Raw genomic sequence first — 19,934 nt, 5'->3', positions numbered from 1 at the left:
AATAAAAAATCAAAAATAAGTTAACTCGGGTTAACTTATTTTTTTTATAAAAAATCTTTAAAAAAATATAAATACGTCTATAATTAAGATGATATCAATTATCAAATTATAAATTACAAAAAGGAGGTTTTTAAAATTAAAAAGAAATACGTATTTTTTTTGATTTTATTTTTAATTTTTTTACCGAAAATAAGCTTTTCAAAGGAAATGGATTCAGAATTTCCAAAAAAAGAAGATCTTGGCTTAGAAGACGGTTTTTATAAAATTCCAATAAAACTTTGGCATTCAATAGAAGAAAAAGAAAGCATGGGAAATAAAGCTTTAAATCAAACAGCAGAGATAGAGGTAAAAAATAAAGAAGGATATTTATACATAGGTTCAGGAAAGATGGAGTACATGAAATTAATAGCATCCCTTGTAAATTTATATGTGCAAAAAGAAGATGGGATTTTTTATCCAGCAGACAGGGGATCTTTTACCATGGAAATTCCTGACGAAGAAGAAAAAAGGCCATCAGTATTTAAAACTAGCCTGCTAAATAAAAACGAAATGACCTATGTTTATGTTGACCCTAAAGTTGAGCCTATGGGAGATGCACCCATAAAAGCAAGACTAAAACTTGACTTTTCAAAACTTGAAAAAATCAACTATGAAGACGCTAAACTAATAAAGGAATTTGAAGAAGGACCTAAAAAGAAAGAATTTAATCCAAAAGAAAAAGCAGTCCTTCAAAACAAGGGAATATGGGTTTACGCAGATCCGGACACCTTTGACAAAGAATACACCTTTTATGGAAACAAACTCTCTGGAAAAGCAGCAGAAGAAGTTTCATCCAAATTTACACCCTTAGATCAAGTAGCAGTATATAACATTGAATTTTTGGGACCAGTTGACAAAGTCCTAGACAAAGAAGACGTACAAGGCAAAAGAGAAAAAATAAAACCTAAAAAAGATTTTGAAATAAAACTTCCACTATTTAAGTTTTCAAAAGACGATAACTTAAAAGTGTATGACTTCACAGAAGGCAAAAAAGAAGTAAACTTTGAAATTGACGGAGAACACGTAAAATTTAGGGGAAAAAATCCAGGCAACTATGCCTTGGTAAAACTAGCAGAAAATAAAACAAAAGTAACAAACTCCATAGACAATAAAACACAAGGACCAAAGCTTAAAACAACAAACTCCCAAAAAACATCAAAAGCAAAAGCCTTTATGAACTCTGTAAAAGCACCAAAATCACAAAAAATAAAAACTTCAACAAGCTCAAGAAATTTACAAAGCTCAAAAAGCGTAAAAGCAATAAGCAAAAAAACACCAAGCCTTGAAGAAATAAAAGCAAGCGTAAAAGCACAAGGAGAAAATGCAAGCTCAAACCTAGGGATAAAAGCCAGTGAAAAAACTGAAAAGGCAAACACAGAAGACAAAGAAACATTAAAATCAGACACAAGAGAATCAAAAGCCATAATATTTTTTGCCATAGTAATTATATTAGCAATAAATATTACAAGCATCATATTCATTAAAAAATGCTTAAACTTAATCCTTAATTTAAAAGACGAAGAAAGATTATTAAAAGAATTAAGGAGGAAAGAATGAAAAGAAAAATTTTAATATTTTTATTGATGTTAAGCCTTTTGACAACCACCAAAGCCCTAGCCTACACCCAAGAAATATTTAAAGCCACACCCTATTACATACATCCAGTCACAGGAGTAATAGAAGACGCAGGCAACAATCCAGGCATAGGACAAGGAATGACAGAAAATGTACTTAACCCCCAAGCCCTTTTAGAAACAACAGACGACGGAAGAATGTTCCTATCAGTTAGATATAGCCTTGCAAACTATATAAAAAACGAAACATTTGCAGTGCAAGAAAGAGGAGAGAAAGACTTTTATTCAGTATCAGCAGAAGTAACAGGTCAAACAGAAGAAACAAAAGACTATAGATTTGAAATCCCCTCAAAAAATGTAATAGTAAGAGCAACATTTTTCGTAGGACCAATGGGAAGAGATGTAGTTTTCTATTATGACATATCAAATCCCGCACCAGGTAACACCGACTTTAAAACCTTAGAAGACCTACCAGAAGACAATCAACCAGTAAACATAGGGCAAGAAGAAGAAATAGAAGAAAATCAAAATACAGCACAAAACCCTATAGAAACTGAAAAAAACACAGGAAATAGCCCTTTAAACTTAAAAAATATGAAACCTGTAGAAGGAGGCTCCCAAGTAGGACAAATTCTACAAGCAAGTGAAGGAGAAAAAATAGAAGTAAAGCCAGTAAACTCAAAATTTTCAGCAGGAGATTTAGGCTATAAACATGGTCTATTAACAAAAGACTCACCCCAAATAAAAAAACTATACTACTCCGACACAAGCGAAGAAGAAAAAGACAACAGACCCCTTGGGAAAATAACAATGGCATTTATATATTTATTAATAGGAGTTTTATTTTCAGTAACAACAATTTTAATTCTAATAAGCCTACTAACATTTTTATACTATAAAAAAATGGAAAGCGACTTAGAAGACGAAAGAATGGAGGCATATGAAAATGAAGAAAACTAAAATTTCTACACTTTTACTTGCAATCCTCCTATTAACAGGATGCGTCAACCAAAAAACAGAAGGAAAGAAGACCGGAGGCAACTTAAGAATAGCAGCAACATCCATGGCAACAGTTTACATTATGGAAAAATTAAACATAGACCTAGTTGCAGTACCAGACTCAGAAATAGATAAAATGCCAGAAAGATATAAAGACGTACCAAAAGTAGGTATGGCAATGACACCAGACATAGAAAAATTAAAACAAATAAATCCAGACTATGTTTTTTCACCAGTGTCCTTAATCTCAGACCTACTTCCAAAATACAAGGCAGCAGACCTTGACTATGGATTTTTGAATCTAAACAACACAGATGGAATGTATAAGTCAATAGAGGATCTGGGAAAATTACTTAACAGAAAAAAAGAGGCCAAAGCCTTAATTGACGACTACAAAAAATTCATAGACGACTACAGAGAAAAGCACAAGGATAAAAAAGCACCAAAGGTATTAATCCTTATGGGTTTGCCAGGGTCCTATGTAGTAGCAACAGAAAACTCCTATGTAGGAAGCCTCGCAGAACTTGCAGGAGCAGAAAATGTCTATGGTGGCACCAATCAACAATTCATAACAATAAACACAGAAGACATGCTACAAAAAGATCCAGACATAATATTAAGAACAGCCCACGCCTTGCCCGAAGATGTAATGGCCATGTTTAAGAAAGACTTTGCAGAAAATGACATTTGGAAGCACTTCAGAGCAGTACAAGAGAACAAAGTATATGACCTTGACTATAAAAAATTTGGAATGAGTGCAAAATTTAACTATAAAGAAGCCCTAAATGACTTAGACAAACTCTTCTATGGAAAAGACTCAAATGAAGTAGGAAATACAGGTGATAAGACAAATGAAGAAAAATAAAATCATCCTAGTTTACACCATATCAATCCTAGTCCTAATAGGACTCATACTTTATTCAGCAAAAACAGGATCTATAGAAATGACCTTTGGCAAATTAATAAGAGGCTTGTTCATAGAATATGATCCCGACGTGGCGACAATATATGACCTTAGGTTTCCAAGAATAATAATCTCAATACTAGCTGGAGCAGCCCTTGCAACATCAGGAGTTCTCCTTCAAGCAGTAATGCAAAATCCCCTAACAGATCCAGGAATAATAGGAATATCATCAGCAGCTAGTCTATCAGCAAGCCTTGTAATGATATTATTCCCTGGCTTATATGCCTTTAGCCCACTTTTTTCAGTTGTGGGAGGACTCCTTGCCTACCTCTTAATATATTCACTAGCTTGGAACGGAGGATCCAACCCAATAAAATTAATCCTCGTAGGTGTGGCACTCAACATGACCCTAATAGGAATAAATGACGCAATAAAAGCCATGATGGGAGGAAACCTAACAAACGTACAATCCATAATAGAAGGAAATGTAGCACAAAAAACCTGGTCAGACGTAAAAATTATGGCAATTTACGGAATCCTATTTCTAATAATAGCACTCTTCACCATAAGAACAGCAAACCTACTTCAACTGGAAGACCAAACAGCAAAATCCTTGGGAGTAAACGTCAATAGAGACAGATTTATTCTGGCACTAATAGCAATAATTCTAGCCTCCGTATCAACAGCAATAGTAGGAGTAATAGGATTTTTAGGATTAGTAGTACCACACATAGGAAGAATAATTCTTGGCTCAAACCACAAGAACTTAATACCCTACTCAATGATATTAGGAGCCATAACCCTCCTATTATCAGACACCTTAGGAAGAGTAATAGCCTACCCCTACGAAATAAAACCATCAATAGTAATGACAGTAATAGGCGGAATATTTTTCATTACACTACTTAAAATAGGAGGAAAAAACTATGGAAATTAAACACTTATTTTTCTCCTATGGAAAAAACTCAGTAATTAAAGACTTAAGCCTAAAAATAGAAAAAAATAAAATAACCACCCTCTTAGGAGCAAACGGCTGTGGAAAATCAACCCTCTTTAAACTAATAACAAGAGTGGAAAAACCAAAAATGGGTTTTATAAGTCTTGATGGCAAAAATATAAAAAATATAGAGAGAAAAGAATTTGCAAAAAAAGTTGCCATAGTTAGACAAAAAAATCAAATAGCAGGCGATATTAAAGTTGAAGAACTTGTTGCCTATGGAAGAAATCCCTATCTAGGCTTTATGCAAAAACCAAGTCAAGAGGACAAAAATAAAATAAACCAAGCCATAGAAGTTTGTGGTTTAGAAGAAATAAGAAAAGAGCGAGTAAACTCTCTATCAGGTGGACAAGTCCAAAGGGCGTGGATAGCCATGGCAATTGCACAAGATAGTGAGATACTTCTCTTAGACGAACCCACAACCTACTTAGACATAAAATACCAGGTAGAAATTTTAAAACTAATAAGAAATTTGAATAAAAATCTTGGCAAGACAATAATCATGGTTCTTCATGACATCAACCAGTCCTTAGAATATTCAGACACCATAGTAGGAATGATGAAGGGAAAAATCGAATTTCAAGGAAAGGCAAGCCAAGTCTTGACAGAAGATAAGATAAGCAAGATTTACGACACAAGGCTAAAAATAATAGACATAGAAAATAAAAAATATGTATTTGCAGAAGACTAAGGAGGAAAAGTGAAAGGACTAATAATTTATTCATCAAAGACGGGAAACACCAAGAGAATGGCAGAAAAAATCTATGAAGCCTTAAAAGACAAGCAACAAATGACAATAAAAGACATAAGAGAAGCACCCCAAATAGAAGAATATGACTTTATCCTATTAGGAGGATGGATAGACAGAGGAACATTAGAAACAAAAACACTAAAACTATTAAAAACAATAAAAAATAAAAAAATTGGCTTATTTGCCACCTTGGGAGCGATGCCAGACTCAGAACATGGAAGGAAGGTGATAAAAAATCTGCAGGACCTATTAAAAGATAGAGATTCCCTGGGACAATACATATGCCCAGGACTAGTAGACCCAAAGATGATAGAAAAATTAAAAGGAATAACAGGACTTGTAGTTCCAAAAAAGATAAAAGAAAAAATGATAGAAACAAGCCTTAAATCAAGAAAGGCAACAGAAGAAGAACTATTAGAAGCCGCAAACTATTTTGCGGAGAACATAAAACGATTAGCAAACTAAAAGCTAAAAGTAAGAAGAAAAATATGAAAGGAGTACTAATGAACAAAATAAAAAGAATAATATCGGCAACACTTGTCGGAATTATGATAATCCCCTCAGCAGTATCGGCATTCCAGATAGCACCTGTGGAAGATATAAACCCGATAATCCAAACAGTTCAGCTAAGAGAAGCTGCAAATAAGGCAGATATTCCATCGGGTAAGTATGAAGCAATGCCCATTATAGATGAAGAAGACCTAATTTATAGCGGTGTGAAAAACCTTTGGGAGAATGGAAAGTTTAAATACACCAAAGAAGAATATAATAAGATGCTTGCGTCTAGGCGCACAGATAACAACGGTCTTTTAAACGTGGAAATAGGAGTTAGTCCGTATTACGAAGTTGAAATTAAAGACAATAAAGCGAATCTTACAGTTTCATATGTAAACGATGTAATGGGAGAAGAAGGACCTGAAGATTTCGGTTTAGTAAAAATAAATGACGATGAAGACATCAGATATAAAACAGCCGACGGAAACTTACAGCCTGTCCAAATACTGGAAGTGGAAGAATTTACTTTAGACTCGGCTGCAGAAGAGTATGGAGAGAGAATTACAAAGATAAGATTAGAAAACGTACCTATATCTAAACTTGGAGATGTAAATCAATTCATATATCTTGAAAATGCCAGATATGTACATTGCTATGTTCAATGGGGAAATATAACAGTTGATGTCAAACCAAAAACAGATGAAGATCCTGTTAAAAATATATATGGTATCAATAACTTTGACTTGAATAAAATGGTCCTTGTGGAGAGTGCAACACCTGGCTTAAATAAAGCTGATCTACAAGAAAAGGTGAATGAAGCTAAGGCTATAGCACAAGGTAAGAAAACAGACGAAGCTTTTAATACTCTTAAAGCTGCAATAACAACAGCAGAAGAAACATTAAAAACTGCAACAGATCAAGAAGCTTTAAACCAAGGAGTAGCGACACTACAGGCAGCAGTAGAAGCCTTTAAAGCAAGTGAAGACGTAAAGCTTCCGATAGAAGACGGAATATACACAGCACCTGTAGAAGTAGACCATGCATATAATCCGGGACAAAAATCCATGGCAAATGGTGCAATAGAACACACGGCAAAAGTAGTCTACAGAGGAGACAAAGTTACCGTAGAACTTACATTTAATGGTATGAAGCTAATGGGAATGAAAGGTCACTTGACAAACCTCTTCTTTTACAGAGATAACAAAAACCCTAAAAATAATAATGATGTAATAGAAGCGGAAGTAATAAAGACACATATGGACAAGGGCTTAGACGGTGGAGAGCATAATTATCCGCAAATATTTAGATACACAATGGACAAAAGTGTGTTTGAAGCATCGGACTTTTTATGGATCAAAGTTTGGGTAGATGCTATGGACGCCATCGCATCAGGAGAAGGCCCTATTATCCCTGGAAAAGGAGAACAAAATGCCAAGATAGTAATAGACAAGACCAACTTCGCAAAAGTTGTTTTAAATACACAAGCCTTGTCAGATGCAATCAAAGCGGCAAAAGATATAGTTAAAGGCAATAAAAAAGTAGAAGAATTTAACATACTCCAAAGCGTAATTGCAGAAGCTGAAAAGGTATTAAAAGAAGCAACGGACCAAGAGGATTTGGACAAAGAAGTAACAACACTTAAGGCAGCAGTAGAAGCCTTTAAAGCAAGTGGAGACGTAAAGCTCCCGACAGAAGACGGAATATATTTGGCATCTGTGGAAATAGGAAATGCATCCAATCCTGGACAAAAATCCATGGCAAACGGTGCAATAGAACACATTGCAAAACTAATCTTAAAGGAAGACAAAGTAAAAGTAGAGCTTACATTTAAAGGCATGGATCTAAACGGAATGAAAGGTCACTTGACAAACCTGTTCACTTTTGAAAACAACCAAGATCCAAGAAGTGGTGGACGTGCAGTAGAAACAAAAATAGAAAAAACCTTCACTGACATTGGCACGGACGGACAAAGTAAAGAGTTCCCACAAGTCTTCAGCTTCACAATGAACAGAGATCTATTTGAAGCATCGGAATTCATATGGTGCAGAGTTTGGGTAGATGTAATGGACGGCTTTATGGGCGGCCCCGGAAAAGGCGCACAAGAAGCAAGAATAATTATAAATAAAGAGCATCTTAAAAAAGTTGTTTTAAAAAAAGAAGCTTTAACAAAAGAAATAGCAGAAGCTAAGAAGGTTGAACAAGGCAAGAAGACTGAAGAAGCATTTAATACCCTTAAAGCAGCAATCGCAGCTGCAGAAGAAACATTAAAAACTGCAACGGATCAAGAAGCTTTAGACCAAGGAGTAGCGACACTAAAAGCAGCGGTAGAAGCCTTTAACAACAGTCCTAATGTATTAGAAAAAGAAGCACTAACAAAAGAAATTGCAGCGGCAAAAGAAATAGTTAAAGGCAAGAAAACAGACGAAGCATTTAGCAAACTTAAAGCAGCAATCGCAGCAGCAGAAAAAGTATTAGGGGAAGCAACAGAGCAAACTCAATTAGATGAAGCGGTTAAAGCATTAAAAACAGCAGTAAAAGCCTTTAAAAATAGTCCTGATGTTTTAGAAAAAGAAGCTTTAACAAAAGAAATAGCAGGAGCTAAGAAGATTGAACAAGGCAAGAAGACAGACGAAGCATTTAGCAAACTTCAAGCAGCGATAACAGCAGCAGAAGAAACATTAAAAACTGCAACAGATCAAGAAGCTTTAAACCAAGGAGTAGCGACATTAAAGGCTGCAGTAGAAGCCTTTAACAAAAGTCCTGATGTACTAAAAAAAGAAGCTTTAACAAAAGAAATAGCAGAAGCTAAGAAGATTGAACAAGGCAAGAAGACAGACGAAGCATTTAGCAAACTTCAAGCAGCGATAACAGCAGCAGAAGAAACATTAAAAACTGCAACAGATCAAGGAGCTTTAGACCAAGGAGTAGCGACATTAAAGGCAGCAGTAAAAGCCTTTAAAGCAAGCGAAGACGTAAAGCTTCCGATAGAAGACGGAATATACACAGCACCTGTAGAAGTAGACCATGCATATAATCCGGGACAAAAATCCATGGCAAATGGTGCAATAGAACACACGGCAAAAGTAGTCTACAGAGGAGACAAAGTTACCGTAGAACTTACATTTAATGGTATGAAGCTAATGGGAATGAAAGGTCACTTGACAAACCTGTTCTTTTATAGAGATAACAAAAACCCTAAAAATAATAATGATGTAATAGAAGCGGAAGTAATAAAGACACATATGGACAAGGGCTTAGACGGTGGAGAGCATAATTATCCGCAAATATTTAGATACACAATGGACAAAAGTGTGTTTGAAGCATCGGACTTCTTATGGATCAAAGTTTGGGTAGATGCTATGGACGCCATCGCATCAGGAGAAGGCCCTATTATCCCTGGAAAAGGAGAACAAAATGCCAAGATAGTAATAGACAAGACCAACTTCACAAAAGTTATTTTAAATACAGAAGCTTTAACAAATGAAATCGAAGTAGCTAAGAAGGTTGAACAAGGTAAGAAGACAGACGAAGCATTTAGCAAACTTAAAGCAGCAATCGCAGTAGCAGAAGAAACATTAAAAACTGCAACAGATCAAGAAGCTTTAAACCAAGGAGTAGCTACATTAAAAGCAGCAGTAGAAACCTTTAACAACAGTCCTGATGTACTAAAAAAAGAAGCTTTAACAAAAGAAATAGCATCTGCAAAAGAAATAGTGCAAGGCAAGAAAACAGACGAAGCATTTAATACACTTAAGGCTGCAATAGCATCAGCAGAAAAAGTATTAGAGGAAGCAACAGAGCAAACTCAATTAGATGAAGCGGTTAAAGCATTAAAAACAGCAGTAAAAGCTTTTAAAGAAAGTGCAGATAAAGTTGAACCACAAGCACCACTAAAAAAAGAAGCTTTAACAAAAGAAATAGCAGAAGCTAAGAAGGTTGAACAAGGCAAGAAGACAGACGAAGCATTTAGTAAACTTAAAGCAGCGATAACAGCAGCGGAAGAAACATTAAAAACTGCAACAGATCAAGAAACTTTAGACCAAGGAGTAGCGACATTAAAGGCAGCAGTAAAAGCCTTTAAAGAAAGTGCAGATAAAGTTGAACCACAAGCACCACTAAAAAAAGAAGCTTTAACAAAAGAAATAGCAGAAGCTAAGAAAATTGAACAAGGCAAGAAGACTGATGAAGCATTTAGCAAACTTAAAGCAGCGATAACAGCAGCAGAAGAAACATTGAAAAATGCAACGGATCAAGGAGCTTTAGACCAAGGAGTAGCGACACTAAAGGCAGCAGTAGAAGCCTTTAACAACAGTCCGGACAAGAAGGTAACACCGACACCACCGACACCACAACCGGATCCGAAACCGACACCTAATTATCCAAGCTACCCATCATACCCGTGGTACGTGGGCTCAACATTCAAACTTAGCACGGATAAAGGTACAAAGAACGCAGAAACAAAATCACCTGCCAAAGAAGTAAAAAGAGAAGCACAAAATAATAAGGCTTATAACTTCATAGACATTGAAGGTCACTGGGCAAAAGAAGCCATAAACTATGTAGTTGAAAAAGGATACTTTGCAGGAGTAAGTGCTACAGAATTTGCACCGAACAAAGGCATCACAAGAGGACAACTTGTAACGGTACTTGGAAGAATATTAAATATCGACAAGACTTCATTTAAATCAAATAATTTCAAAGACGTCAAAGCAGATGCATACTACGCACCCTATGTAGCTTGGGCGGAAAGCGTCGGCATAACCAAGGGTAGAGGAGGCGGAAGCTTTGACCCGGACAAAGAAATCACAAGAGAAGAAATGGCAGTCATGATGGTTAAATTCTTAAAGCTTTCAGGCAAAAAGTTAAATGCAAAAGGAACTGCAAGTGCATTTAAAGACGACGGAAATATTGAGTCTTGGGCAAAAGATGCTGTAATGGAAATGGCAAAACTTGGACTTGTAAAAGGTATGGAAGACGGAAGCTTCTCACCTAAGACACAATTTACAAGAGCTCAAGTAGCGCAAATTCTATACAACATAGACAAGAACTAATTGTAAGACTAAAACTCATATTTTAGTTAGAAGGATAATTTAATAAGGTGGTCTTATGAATAAGTTTTTAAGACCGCCTAATAATTGATAGAAAGAGAGATTAATAAAAAAATAAAAAAAATGATAGAAACAAGCCTTGCATCAAGAGAGGCAACAGAAGAAGAACTTAAAGAAGCTGCAAAATATTTTATAGAAAAAATAGGAACAACAGCTTAAAAATTATAAAGGAGATGATAGAAATGAAAAAGCTTATAAAAAATATTTTTATTTTAGCCTTAAGTATAACGCTTTTAATAACATCTGTACCTGTATTTGCAGAGGAAGCTACTGATGATATAAAGAAAGATATCAAGCAATATTTACAAATAGTTGATCAAATAGATTCAAGCCTGAATCCAACATACCTAAACATAATAAAGGAAGGAATAAAATCCGCATCGAAAAATTATGAAAAGGAAAGTGATGAAGAGAAATTAGATGATATAAGGAGTGCTGTACGCACTAACATATTGAACTATTTATTTTATAGGATTTCTATGTTAAGAGGAACTGAAGTCTTTGATGAGGCAAATGATAAGAGAACAATAGAAGATAAGGAATTATATGATTTAGTTTCAGAATTTAAAAAAGGAGACAAGCCATACAAGGATACAAAGGAAATATTTGATCTTATTCAAGGGTTAATAAGAGAACAAGCAGCTCTAATGCATAGAAATTCTTCAAAATTAAATCTTTCAGCTAATGAAATAAATCTAAAAACAAGGGAGTTTTATGAAAAAACTAATAAAATAGTTGAATTAATAAAAAAGGCTAATGCGACTACAAATAGGAGTACAGTTGTTCCTTTTGATAAGTTAGAAGAAAATAAGACTTATCTTGCAAATATTATGTCATATCATACTGTAAGAGATCAAAAATCTATGTCGGATGCGGCAATTGGGGAAATTGCAAAATTAATAAAAAAATCTGATGGGAAAATATATATTCAGATTGAAATGAATCCAATTGCTATAAGTATGTATGATGCTTGGTTTTCAGGTTATCTCTTAGAGTTGAGACACATAAAAGATTTTGATAAAAGAGCTAAGGATAAAGAAAATTTTGAAAAAGCTAACTGTTTAAAATATTATGATTACACAGATGAATTATGTGAAAAATATGGAGAAGATATGAAATACCCAAAGATTTTGGAATTTCCGTATGAAACAAAAAATTATGAGGGGTATTGGGGAAAAAGATATCCAAATTTAGCAGAAAGTAAATTCAAAAATACAATTCCAGCAAAAGTAGAAGTTTTTGTGCCTGTTATGCAAGAGTTTACAGATGTAGCAGACATTAGTAAATATACTGGTGATCCAGACGATATCAATGCCGCTTATAAATTTGATTTTGAGCAAGATGACAGATACGGAATGGGTAGTCAGTATGCTATTTTAAATATTTTTTCTGATTCAATAGAAGAATATAAAGAGGGAGATAAAGCGACTGTAGAAACTACTTTAACTAAGGCAAAAGCAATTAACATAACTGGTGATAACACAGAAGCATATAAAGACTTACAAAAAATAATTAATAAAGTTGAGTCTAATTTAGATAGGCTTATATTTACAAAAGATGATGAGAATGATTACATTTCAAAGCTTAATGAAGCTATGTCTAAATGCAATAAAACAATAGAGGAAAACTTAGAAGTACCTGTAAAATTATGGCATGGATATCAAAATAATCCATCAATGGGTAATGGTGCTTTAGTGCAAAAAGCAAAAATATCTAAAGAAAATGGAAAGACATATATGACTATAAAATTCAAAGCCTTAAGAAAAAACATAAATGGATTAGATCTTATAGGTCATCTTGAAAAGTTATGGATCTATGAAAATAATAATTTTGATTCTAATGCTAAAGAAGTCACTGATGTTACAAAGGTAAATGAAGTGGGCTTAGATGGGACTACAAAGGAATATCCTTCCTTATTAAAATTTGAAATTAATCCTGAACTTGCTAAAAATGATGGGGAAATTTATGTTAAAGTTTTTGTAGATGCCATGGAATCCATTGGTAAAGGAATGGGGACTCAAAACGCTAAAATATTAGTTAAGGGGTCTCAAGCAAAAGCTTGGACTGATTGGCCTAAGGAGGACCCTATTGTTAATAATAAAGCAGAGCTTGATGCTAAGATAAAGGATGCCGAAAAGATAAGCCAAGGTAAAAAAAGCGAAGATGCTTTTAAAACTTTAAAGGCTGCTATTGATGCTGCTAAAAGTGTTTTAAATAGTGCTAATACTCAAGAGCAAATTAATAAAGCTTTGGATAATTTAAATAGTGCAATAGATGCTTTTAATCAAAGCGCCGATGTAAATGGAACACCGGGAGCAAGTGAAAAAGTTTACAACATACCTGTTAAGCTTATGCACTCGGTAGAAGACAAGGAGTCTATGGGCAATAAAGCTTTAATATCTCCTGCCAAGGTAAGTATAAAAGGCGATGATGTAAATATTGACTTAACTTTCCAAGGTATTAAATTTATGGGATTCTACGGACATTTAACTAATTTATTTAGCTTTAAGGACAATGTCCTTGGGGGAGAGGCAATTGCGGCTGAAGTTTTAGAACAAATGGAAGACAAGGCCTTGAACGGAACTCAAAAACAATTCCCCAAGGTATTTAGAATTAAACTTACAAAGGCTGAGTTTGAGAAGTTAAAGGACAACACTCTTTATATAAAAGTTTGGGTAGATGCTATGGACGGACTTGCCGGAGGCGAACCAGGTGCAGGGGCACAAAATGCAAGACTTGTATTTGACAAGAGTAAAATGACTGATGTTACTCCCGGAGGAGAAACACCTACACCACCTACACCACCTACACCACCTACACCTAATGTGCCGAGCAGGGAAGATGTTGTAGATGCTTTGAGAAGATATGCCAACTTAGGCGGACCTCAATACACTTATCAAAGTAACATGATGTATGTTAACGCATATAATTCTTTAATGAGTTTGTTGACTAAGCCTAACGTTACGGACATGCAAGTAAAATCTGCCATTGACAATTTAAAAGCTGCTGTGGAAGGACTTAAATTAGATACAAGTAAGCCAAACAATTCAGGCAACAACCAAGGCTGGGGCAATAACCGAGGTTGGGGTAACAACTCCGGATGGGGCAACAACAACCAAAACAACCAAAACAACAACCAAAACAACGGCCCAGTTACAGTGCAATATGAAGTGCCGGTAGAAGTTCTTCATGCTCATCAAAGTGGTTATTCTATGGCAAATGCTGCTATTAATCACACTGCAAGAGTAGAAGAAAGAAACGGAAAATTCAGATACAGCGTTAACTTCCATTCAATCCAAAGAGAGTTTGGCGGCAAGACATTGACAGGCAACTTAACAAATCTGTTTATCATTGATGGCAGCAAGTATAGAGCTGATCAATCAGGTAATACTTGGTCATGGGTGATGAATGGCAAATATGACAGAGTAAATATTGCAGTTTGGGTAGATGCTATGGACCAAATAGCTGGCAAAGGTCCCGGAGGAGGAGAGCAAAATGCAATTCTTTCCTTTAACTGGAATGCTGCAAGAGAAGTTGGCAGATATGGCGGCAACAACCAACAAAATCAACAAAATCAACAAAATCAACAAAATCAACAAACTCAAAGTCAAAGCTCTAAGTCTAGCGGCTCATCCAATTCATTTACAGACATAAACGGTCACTGGGCTAAGCAAGCTATTGACTATGTAGTAAGCAAGGGATACTTTGCAGGCCTAAGCAATACAGAATTTGGTCCTAACAAGTCCATAACAAGAGGACAATTTGTAACGGTACTTGGAAGAATCTTAAATGTAAACACGAATGAATATAGGACACAAAATTTCAAAGATGTTAAATCAGGCTCATATTATAGTGCATATATTTCTTGGGCAAATAGAATGGGACTTGTATCAGGCTTAGGACAAGGAAAATTTGGTCCAGATAAGGAACTAACAAGAGAAGAAATGGCAGTAATAATGTCAAAATTCTTGAAGGTTTCTAATAAGAATCTAAATGCTAAGGGAACTGTTACAAGCTTTAACGACGGAAGTAACATAGAGTCCTGGGCAAAAGATGCGGTAAGTGAAATGGCAAGACTTGGTGTAGTAAGTGGAATGAAAGATGGAAGTTTCGCACCTAAATCACCTTTCACAAGAGCCCAAGTAGCACAAGTTCTATATAACATTGATAAGAATTAAGTTTTATTAATTTAATATGGGGGACTTTTCTTTGGGATTGTCCCTCTAAAATAAAAAATGAGGTGTAAAATGAAAAAAATATTTATGTCATTATTGTTAGTTTTAGTTTTAATTCCAAGTTCAATTTTTGCGGCAACTAAGTATCAGGTACCGGTAAAACTTGAAAAGTTTGGCGAACCAGGTAAAGAATCCATGGGTAATCCTTCTTTAAGACAAGTTGCAGATGTGGAAGAGAAGGATGGAAAATATATTTATAAACTTTATTTAAAAAAGATGGAATTTATGAATATGGAAGGTGAGCTTACTAATTTATTTATCTATGATGGCGATAAGGACTCTAAGAGAGTTGAGGCTAAGCAAAGTCCTGTAAGTGGTGAATATAATAAGATTCATGAGTTTGAAAGAACAAATCCTAAGGAAGGACAGATTCTTGTTGCTGTTTGGGTTGATGCTATGGATGCTATTGCTGGAGGCGGAAAGGGTTCTGGTGAACAAAAGGCTTATTTAAAATTTGACTGGGCAAATGCGAAAACTTTAGAGGAAAAGAAGGAAGATCAGTCTGAAAAAAGCAATTCTCAAATTAAGATTATTGTTAATGATAAAGAATTGACTCCTGATCCGGCACCATATGTGGAAAATTCCAGAACTATGGTTCCTTTAAGATTTATTTCTGAAGCTTTGGGTCTTAAGGTTGATTGGGACGGAGCTAATAAGACAATTACTATTGGAGATGGTTTAGCAAAGCTAACTATAGATTCAAATATTGTAAATGCCAATGGAAAAGATATTAAGATAGATTCTCCGGCAAAGATAAAGTCAGGAAGAACATTCGTACCTTTGAGAGCTATAGCTGAGATAACAGGAGCAAAGGTTGATTGGGACGGAGCTAGTAAGACAGTAAAAATTACAAAGTAAATAAAAAATAAGGTAGGAAAAAACCTACCTTATTTTTATTATTATTATTATAATTCTTTTAAAAGTTCTTTTACATATTCATACATTCTTTTTGTAGATGAAATACTTAGAGATTCTTTTGGAGTGTGTGCTCCTCTTATATCTGGCCCTATGGAAATCATGTCCATGTTTGGATATTTTTCGCTAAATACTCCGCATTCCAATCCACCGTGAGTTATTTCAGTAACCATTTCATGACCGAACATTTTTTTATAAACAGTCATGGCTCTATCTCTTAAAAGGGAATCTTTTTTATATTCCCAAGTTGGATAACCTTCGGAAAATTCATATGAAACTTTGTAAGCCTGACTTGTTAGTTTATATTTTTCTTCAAGTTGTCTTAACTTTTCTTCTGAAGCACTTCTTATGGAAACTAAAATGTTATAAGAAAAGCCGTCTTTTTTAACAATGGCAAGATTTGCTGAACTTTCAACATCTTTTTGACTGGAGTCTGTGTAAGAATACACTCCGTTGTGTAAGTCTAAAAGATATCTTGCAAAAATATTTGAGTCTATGGTTCCCATTGCACTTTTAGCTTTTGAATCTTTTACTAAGATTTCCAGGTTTCCGTCTAAGTTTTCAAATTTTTCCAGGATTTTTTCAACTCGTGAATTTATGTTTGATTTTGTTGCCAAGGTAAGGCTTCCGCTTCTGGGGATTGCGTTTTGTTTTGTTCCACTATTAAAATTTGCAATCATTGAATCGTCTAAACCGTCAATTAAATCTGCCATAATTTTAATAATATTACCATGATTTTTTGAAATTTCCATTCCAGAATGTCCACCTAATAGGCCTTGAAAAGTAAGCTCGTAAACTTTATAGTCCTTGGGAATTTCAACTTCTGAAAAATTAAATTTTGCAAGATAATTTTCTCCACCTGCAGAACCTACAGTCATTATTCCTTCTTCTTCGGAATCAATGTTTAAAAGTAAATTTCCCTTTAAAAGATTAGAAGATAAATTCATAGCTCCTTCCATTGTGGTTTCTTCACTTATTGTGAATAAACATTCTAAGGGACCGTGTTGTGCTTCTTGGTCATCAAGGAGGGCAAGGGCAAAGGCAAGACCTATTCCATCATCTGCACCTAAGGTTGTATTATTTGCATAAATTTTATCATCTTCAACAATTAAACTAATAGGGTCTTTTAAAAAATCGTGATTACTGTCATCTGATTTTTCTGGAACCATGTCCATATGACCTTGGATTATAATTCCGGGAGAATTTTCATAACCTTTACTTGCAGGTTTTCTTATTAAGACATTCTTTGTTTGGTCAACGTAAGTTTCAAAATTTCTTTCTTTTCCAAAATTTTCAAGGTAGGCGGAAATTTTTTCTTCATGACCTGAAGGTCTTGGAATTTGGGAAATTTCTGAAAAATATTTAAAGACTAACTTTGGTTCTAAGTTTAAAATACTCATTTTATTCTCCTATATTTTCAATAATTTTTAATAATAAGTTTACACATTTTTCCATAGATTCTATTACAACAAATTCATATTTTCCGTGGAAATTGTAACCTCCTGTAAATAAGTTTGGAGTGGGTAGTCCCATAAAAGAAAGTTTAGATCCGTCAGTTCCTCCTCTAATTGGTTGTATAAGAGGTTTTATATTTATATCTTCCATGGATTTTTTTGCAAGTTCTACAACTTCCATGTGATCTTCTAATTTTTCTTTCATGTTATAGTAGGAATCTTTTACATCAGTTTCTATTTTTGTTTTATATTTTTCACTTAAAAGTTTTCCTATGTTTTTAAAGAGTTCTTTTTTATTTTCAAATTTTTCTCTTGAATGGTCACGAATAATATATCTTGCCACTGTTTTTTCAGTGCTTCCTTCAAGACTTAAAAGATGGAAAAATCCGTCATAATTTTCAGTGGTTTGTGGTCTTTGATCTCTTGGCAAAATATTATCAAATTCACAGGCTATTTCTGCAGAATTTACCATTATATCTTTTGCAGTTCCCGGGTGAACATTTTTTCCATATACGGTTAAAATTCCACTTGCTGCATTGAAAGTTTCATATTCAAGCTCGCCTATAGGACCTCCGTCAACGGTATAAGCAAAGTCTGCATCAAATTTTTTTATATCGAATTTGTCTGCTCCTCTTCCTATTTCTTCATCGGGGGTAAAGGCCAAACTTATTTGTCCGTGTCTTTCTTTTGAGCTTAAAATTATTTCAGCCATAGTCATTATAATTGCTATTCCGGCTTTGTCATCAGCACCTAAAAGAGTGGTTCCGTCACTTGTTATTATTTCTTTTCCAACTATGTTTTTCAAAAATGGAAATTCTTTTAAATTCATAAATAGATTTTCATTTAATTTTATATCTCCGCCTTCATAAACAAATCTTTGGGCTTTAACATTTTTTCCTGTAAAGTCAGGAGAAGTGTCCATGTGTGCAATAAATCCGACTTTTTTTAGAGTCTTATCTGTTGCTGGAATTTTTCCATAAACATATCCGTTTTCGTCCATTTGACTTTCAATTCCCATTTTTTTCATTTCATCTACAAGATATTCAGCTAAATTTAATTGCAGTTTTGTAGATGGACAAGTTTCAGAAAATTCATCTGAAGTTGTTTCAAAAGATACATATTTTAAAAATCTTTCAATTAATTTTTCTTTAAAATTCATTTATTTCCCTCCGTTTAAATTTTATTATACAATAAGAATGATTAAATCACAGAAAAAGTTGAGGATATTATGAAAATTGGAATAATTGGTGGAGGAGCCAGCGGAATTTTTGCGGCGATAAATTTTCCCTTAGAATATGATGTTACCATTCTTGAAAGAAATGATAGGATTGGTAAAAAACTTTTGGCAACGGGAAATGGAAGATGTAATCTTACAAATTTAAACTTAGATAAAAAAAATTATAAGGGTTCTGAAAATTTTGTTGATTTTGCCATAAATAATTTTTCAAATAAGGATCTTATAAAATTTTTTGAAAACATAGGTATGAAAACTTTAAGCCTTGAAAAGGGAAGAGTCTATCCCATAACTTTAAGCTCGGCTTCTGTTTTAAATATTTTTTTAGATGAACTTAAAAAGAAAAATGTAAGGGTTATAAATAATTTTTTTGTAAATAAAATTGAAAAAATAAATAATAAATTTAAAGTTTATTCAAAGGAGTCTTCTTTTGAATTCGATAAAATTATTTTTGCCTGTGGAGGAACGAGTATGCCTGTTTCCGGAAGTGACGGCAGTGCTTTTTCTCTTTTAAAAAATTTGGGACACAAAATTACTAAGCTTAGTCCAGGCCTTACTCAATTAAAATTGAAAAGTGATTTTTTAAAACATCTTTCTGGCACCAAGGTTATTGGAGAATGTAAACTTATAAAAGATGGCAAAGTAGTAGATAAAAAATATGGGGACCTTTTATTTACGGACTATGGAATTAGTGGTCCACCTATTTTTGATTTATCTTACTATGTAAGTCTTTCCAACGAGGAATTTTTTATAGAGCTCCCTTTAATTAATGAGGTTGACAAAAATTTTTCGGATTTTTATTTTTCGTGTATTTATATGAATCCTGATTTTTCTCTTGAAAGATTTTTAACAGGTCTTGTAAATAAAAAGTTTATCCATTATTTATTAAAGACTTTAGACATAGACAAAAACAACCCTCTTTGCAATTTAACCCATAGGGATTATGAAAATTTATTAAACCTTATTTTACATTCAACTTTTGAAGTTACTGGAGTGAACTCTTTTAAAAATTCTCAGGTTACCCTTGGTGGAGTTGATACAAGTGAAATAGACAATAAAACTTTTGAGTCAAAGTTAGTGAAGGGTCTTTATATTATAGGAGAAGCTTTGGATGTAGCTGGTGACTGTGGTGGTTATAATTTACAGTGGGCCTTTTCAAGTGCATATATAAGTTCTAAAGCCATTGAAAAATTGTATGATTTAAAATGATTTTATGATATATTATCAAC

Annotated in this window: 12 protein-coding genes; 10 read left to right on the top strand and 2 right to left on the bottom strand. The window is 34.1% G+C overall.

Annotation, left to right across the window (positions count from 1 at the left end; all coding sequences use genetic code 11):
- The first annotated feature begins 207 nt into the window (after nucleotides 1-207).
- The 9 genes from J2S72_RS01385 (at nucleotide 208) to J2S72_RS01345 (ending at nucleotide 15,960) form a co-directional block, all read left to right on the top strand.
- Complete coding sequence (locus tag J2S72_RS01385) at nucleotides 208-1,596, top strand: NEAT domain-containing protein (protein WP_307494860.1); 1,389 nt, start codon at nucleotides 208-210, stop codon at nucleotides 1,594-1,596.
- Nucleotides 1,593-2,573: a heme-binding Shp domain-containing protein gene (locus tag J2S72_RS01380; protein ID WP_023055702.1), complete on the top strand. Its 981-nt coding sequence runs from the start codon at nucleotides 1,593-1,595 to the stop codon at nucleotides 2,571-2,573. Before J2S72_RS01385 ends, J2S72_RS01380 begins: the two co-directional genes overlap by 4 nt.
- On the top strand, nucleotides 2,560-3,477 hold the full coding sequence (gene isdE, locus J2S72_RS01375) for a heme ABC transporter substrate-binding protein IsdE (protein ID WP_307494859.1): 918 nt from the start codon (nucleotides 2,560-2,562) through the stop codon (nucleotides 3,475-3,477). Before J2S72_RS01380 ends, isdE begins: the two co-directional genes overlap by 14 nt.
- A complete protein-coding gene (locus J2S72_RS01370; RefSeq protein WP_023055709.1) occupies nucleotides 3,464-4,453 on the top strand; it encodes a FecCD family ABC transporter permease in 990 nt (329 codons plus the stop codon). The genes isdE and J2S72_RS01370 overlap by 14 nt, the downstream gene beginning before the upstream one ends.
- Nucleotides 4,443-5,204 carry an ABC transporter ATP-binding protein gene (locus J2S72_RS01365; RefSeq protein WP_023055714.1) on the top strand — a complete coding sequence of 254 codons (762 nt, stop codon included), beginning with the start codon at nucleotides 4,443-4,445 and terminating at the stop codon, nucleotides 5,202-5,204. The genes J2S72_RS01370 and J2S72_RS01365 overlap by 11 nt, the downstream gene beginning before the upstream one ends.
- Nucleotides 5,205-5,213: 9 nt before the next feature.
- Nucleotides 5,214-5,729, top strand: coding sequence for a flavodoxin family protein (locus tag J2S72_RS01360; protein WP_307494858.1), 516 nt, complete (start codon nucleotides 5,214-5,216; stop codon nucleotides 5,727-5,729).
- Nucleotides 5,730-5,767: 38 nt separating this feature from the next.
- Complete coding sequence (locus J2S72_RS01355; RefSeq protein WP_307494857.1) at nucleotides 5,768-10,810, top strand: S-layer homology domain-containing protein; 5,043 nt, start codon at nucleotides 5,768-5,770, stop codon at nucleotides 10,808-10,810.
- 239 nt (nucleotides 10,811-11,049) lie between these two features.
- Nucleotides 11,050-15,045, top strand: a complete 3,996-nt coding sequence (locus tag J2S72_RS01350) for an S-layer homology domain-containing protein (protein ID WP_307494856.1) — start codon at nucleotides 11,050-11,052, stop codon at nucleotides 15,043-15,045.
- A gap of 69 nt (nucleotides 15,046-15,114) precedes the next feature.
- Nucleotides 15,115-15,960, top strand: a complete 846-nt coding sequence (locus J2S72_RS01345; protein ID WP_307494855.1) for a copper amine oxidase N-terminal domain-containing protein — start codon at nucleotides 15,115-15,117, stop codon at nucleotides 15,958-15,960.
- Between the two features lie 47 nt (nucleotides 15,961-16,007).
- On the opposite strand, the gene pepD is transcribed toward J2S72_RS01345, so the two are convergent.
- Complete coding sequence (gene pepD / locus J2S72_RS01340) at nucleotides 16,008-17,417, bottom strand: beta-Ala-His dipeptidase (protein WP_307494854.1); 1,410 nt, start codon at nucleotides 17,415-17,417, stop codon at nucleotides 16,008-16,010.
- Between the two features lies 1 nt (nucleotide 17,418).
- Complete coding sequence (pepT, locus tag J2S72_RS01335; RefSeq protein WP_023056248.1) at nucleotides 17,419-18,630, bottom strand: peptidase T; 1,212 nt, start codon at nucleotides 18,628-18,630, stop codon at nucleotides 17,419-17,421.
- Between the two features lie 69 nt (nucleotides 18,631-18,699).
- Between pepT and J2S72_RS01330 the strand changes: the two genes are divergently transcribed.
- Nucleotides 18,700-19,914 carry an aminoacetone oxidase family FAD-binding enzyme gene (locus tag J2S72_RS01330; protein WP_307494853.1) on the top strand — a complete coding sequence of 405 codons (1,215 nt, stop codon included), beginning with the start codon at nucleotides 18,700-18,702 and terminating at the stop codon, nucleotides 19,912-19,914.
- Nucleotides 19,915-19,934: the final 20 nt, after the last annotated feature.

This window comes from Peptoniphilus koenoeneniae, from assembly GCF_030812875.1.
Lineage (GTDB): Bacteria > Bacillota > Clostridia > Tissierellales > Peptoniphilaceae > Peptoniphilus_B > Peptoniphilus_B koenoeneniae.
This window is presented reverse-complemented; position numbering and strand designations above follow the sequence as displayed.

What these genes read in the sequence shown, in the direction of transcription:
- J2S72_RS01345 (WP_307494855.1), top strand. Translation starts at nt 15,115, where the DNA reads ATGAAAAAAATATTTATGTCATTATTGTTAGTTTTAGTTTTAATTCCA.
- J2S72_RS01385 (WP_307494860.1), top strand. Translation starts at nt 208, where the DNA reads ATGGATTCAGAATTTCCAAAAAAAGAAGATCTTGGCTTAGAAGACGGT.
- pepT (WP_023056248.1), bottom strand. Translation starts at nt 18,630, where the DNA reads ATGAATTTTAAAGAAAAATTAATTGAAAGATTTTTAAAATATGTATCT.
- isdE (WP_307494859.1), top strand. Translation starts at nt 2,560, where the DNA reads ATGAAGAAAACTAAAATTTCTACACTTTTACTTGCAATCCTCCTATTA.
- J2S72_RS01370 (WP_023055709.1), top strand. Translation starts at nt 3,464, where the DNA reads ATGAAGAAAAATAAAATCATCCTAGTTTACACCATATCAATCCTAGTC.
- J2S72_RS01350 (WP_307494856.1), top strand. Translation starts at nt 11,050, where the DNA reads ATGAAAAAGCTTATAAAAAATATTTTTATTTTAGCCTTAAGTATAACG.
- J2S72_RS01355 (WP_307494857.1), top strand. Translation starts at nt 5,768, where the DNA reads ATGAACAAAATAAAAAGAATAATATCGGCAACACTTGTCGGAATTATG.
- J2S72_RS01380 (WP_023055702.1), top strand. Translation starts at nt 1,593, where the DNA reads ATGAAAAGAAAAATTTTAATATTTTTATTGATGTTAAGCCTTTTGACA.
- J2S72_RS01330 (WP_307494853.1), top strand. Translation starts at nt 18,700, where the DNA reads ATGAAAATTGGAATAATTGGTGGAGGAGCCAGCGGAATTTTTGCGGCG.
- pepD (WP_307494854.1), bottom strand. Translation starts at nt 17,417, where the DNA reads ATGAGTATTTTAAACTTAGAACCAAAGTTAGTCTTTAAATATTTTTCA.
- J2S72_RS01365 (WP_023055714.1), top strand. Translation starts at nt 4,443, where the DNA reads ATGGAAATTAAACACTTATTTTTCTCCTATGGAAAAAACTCAGTAATT.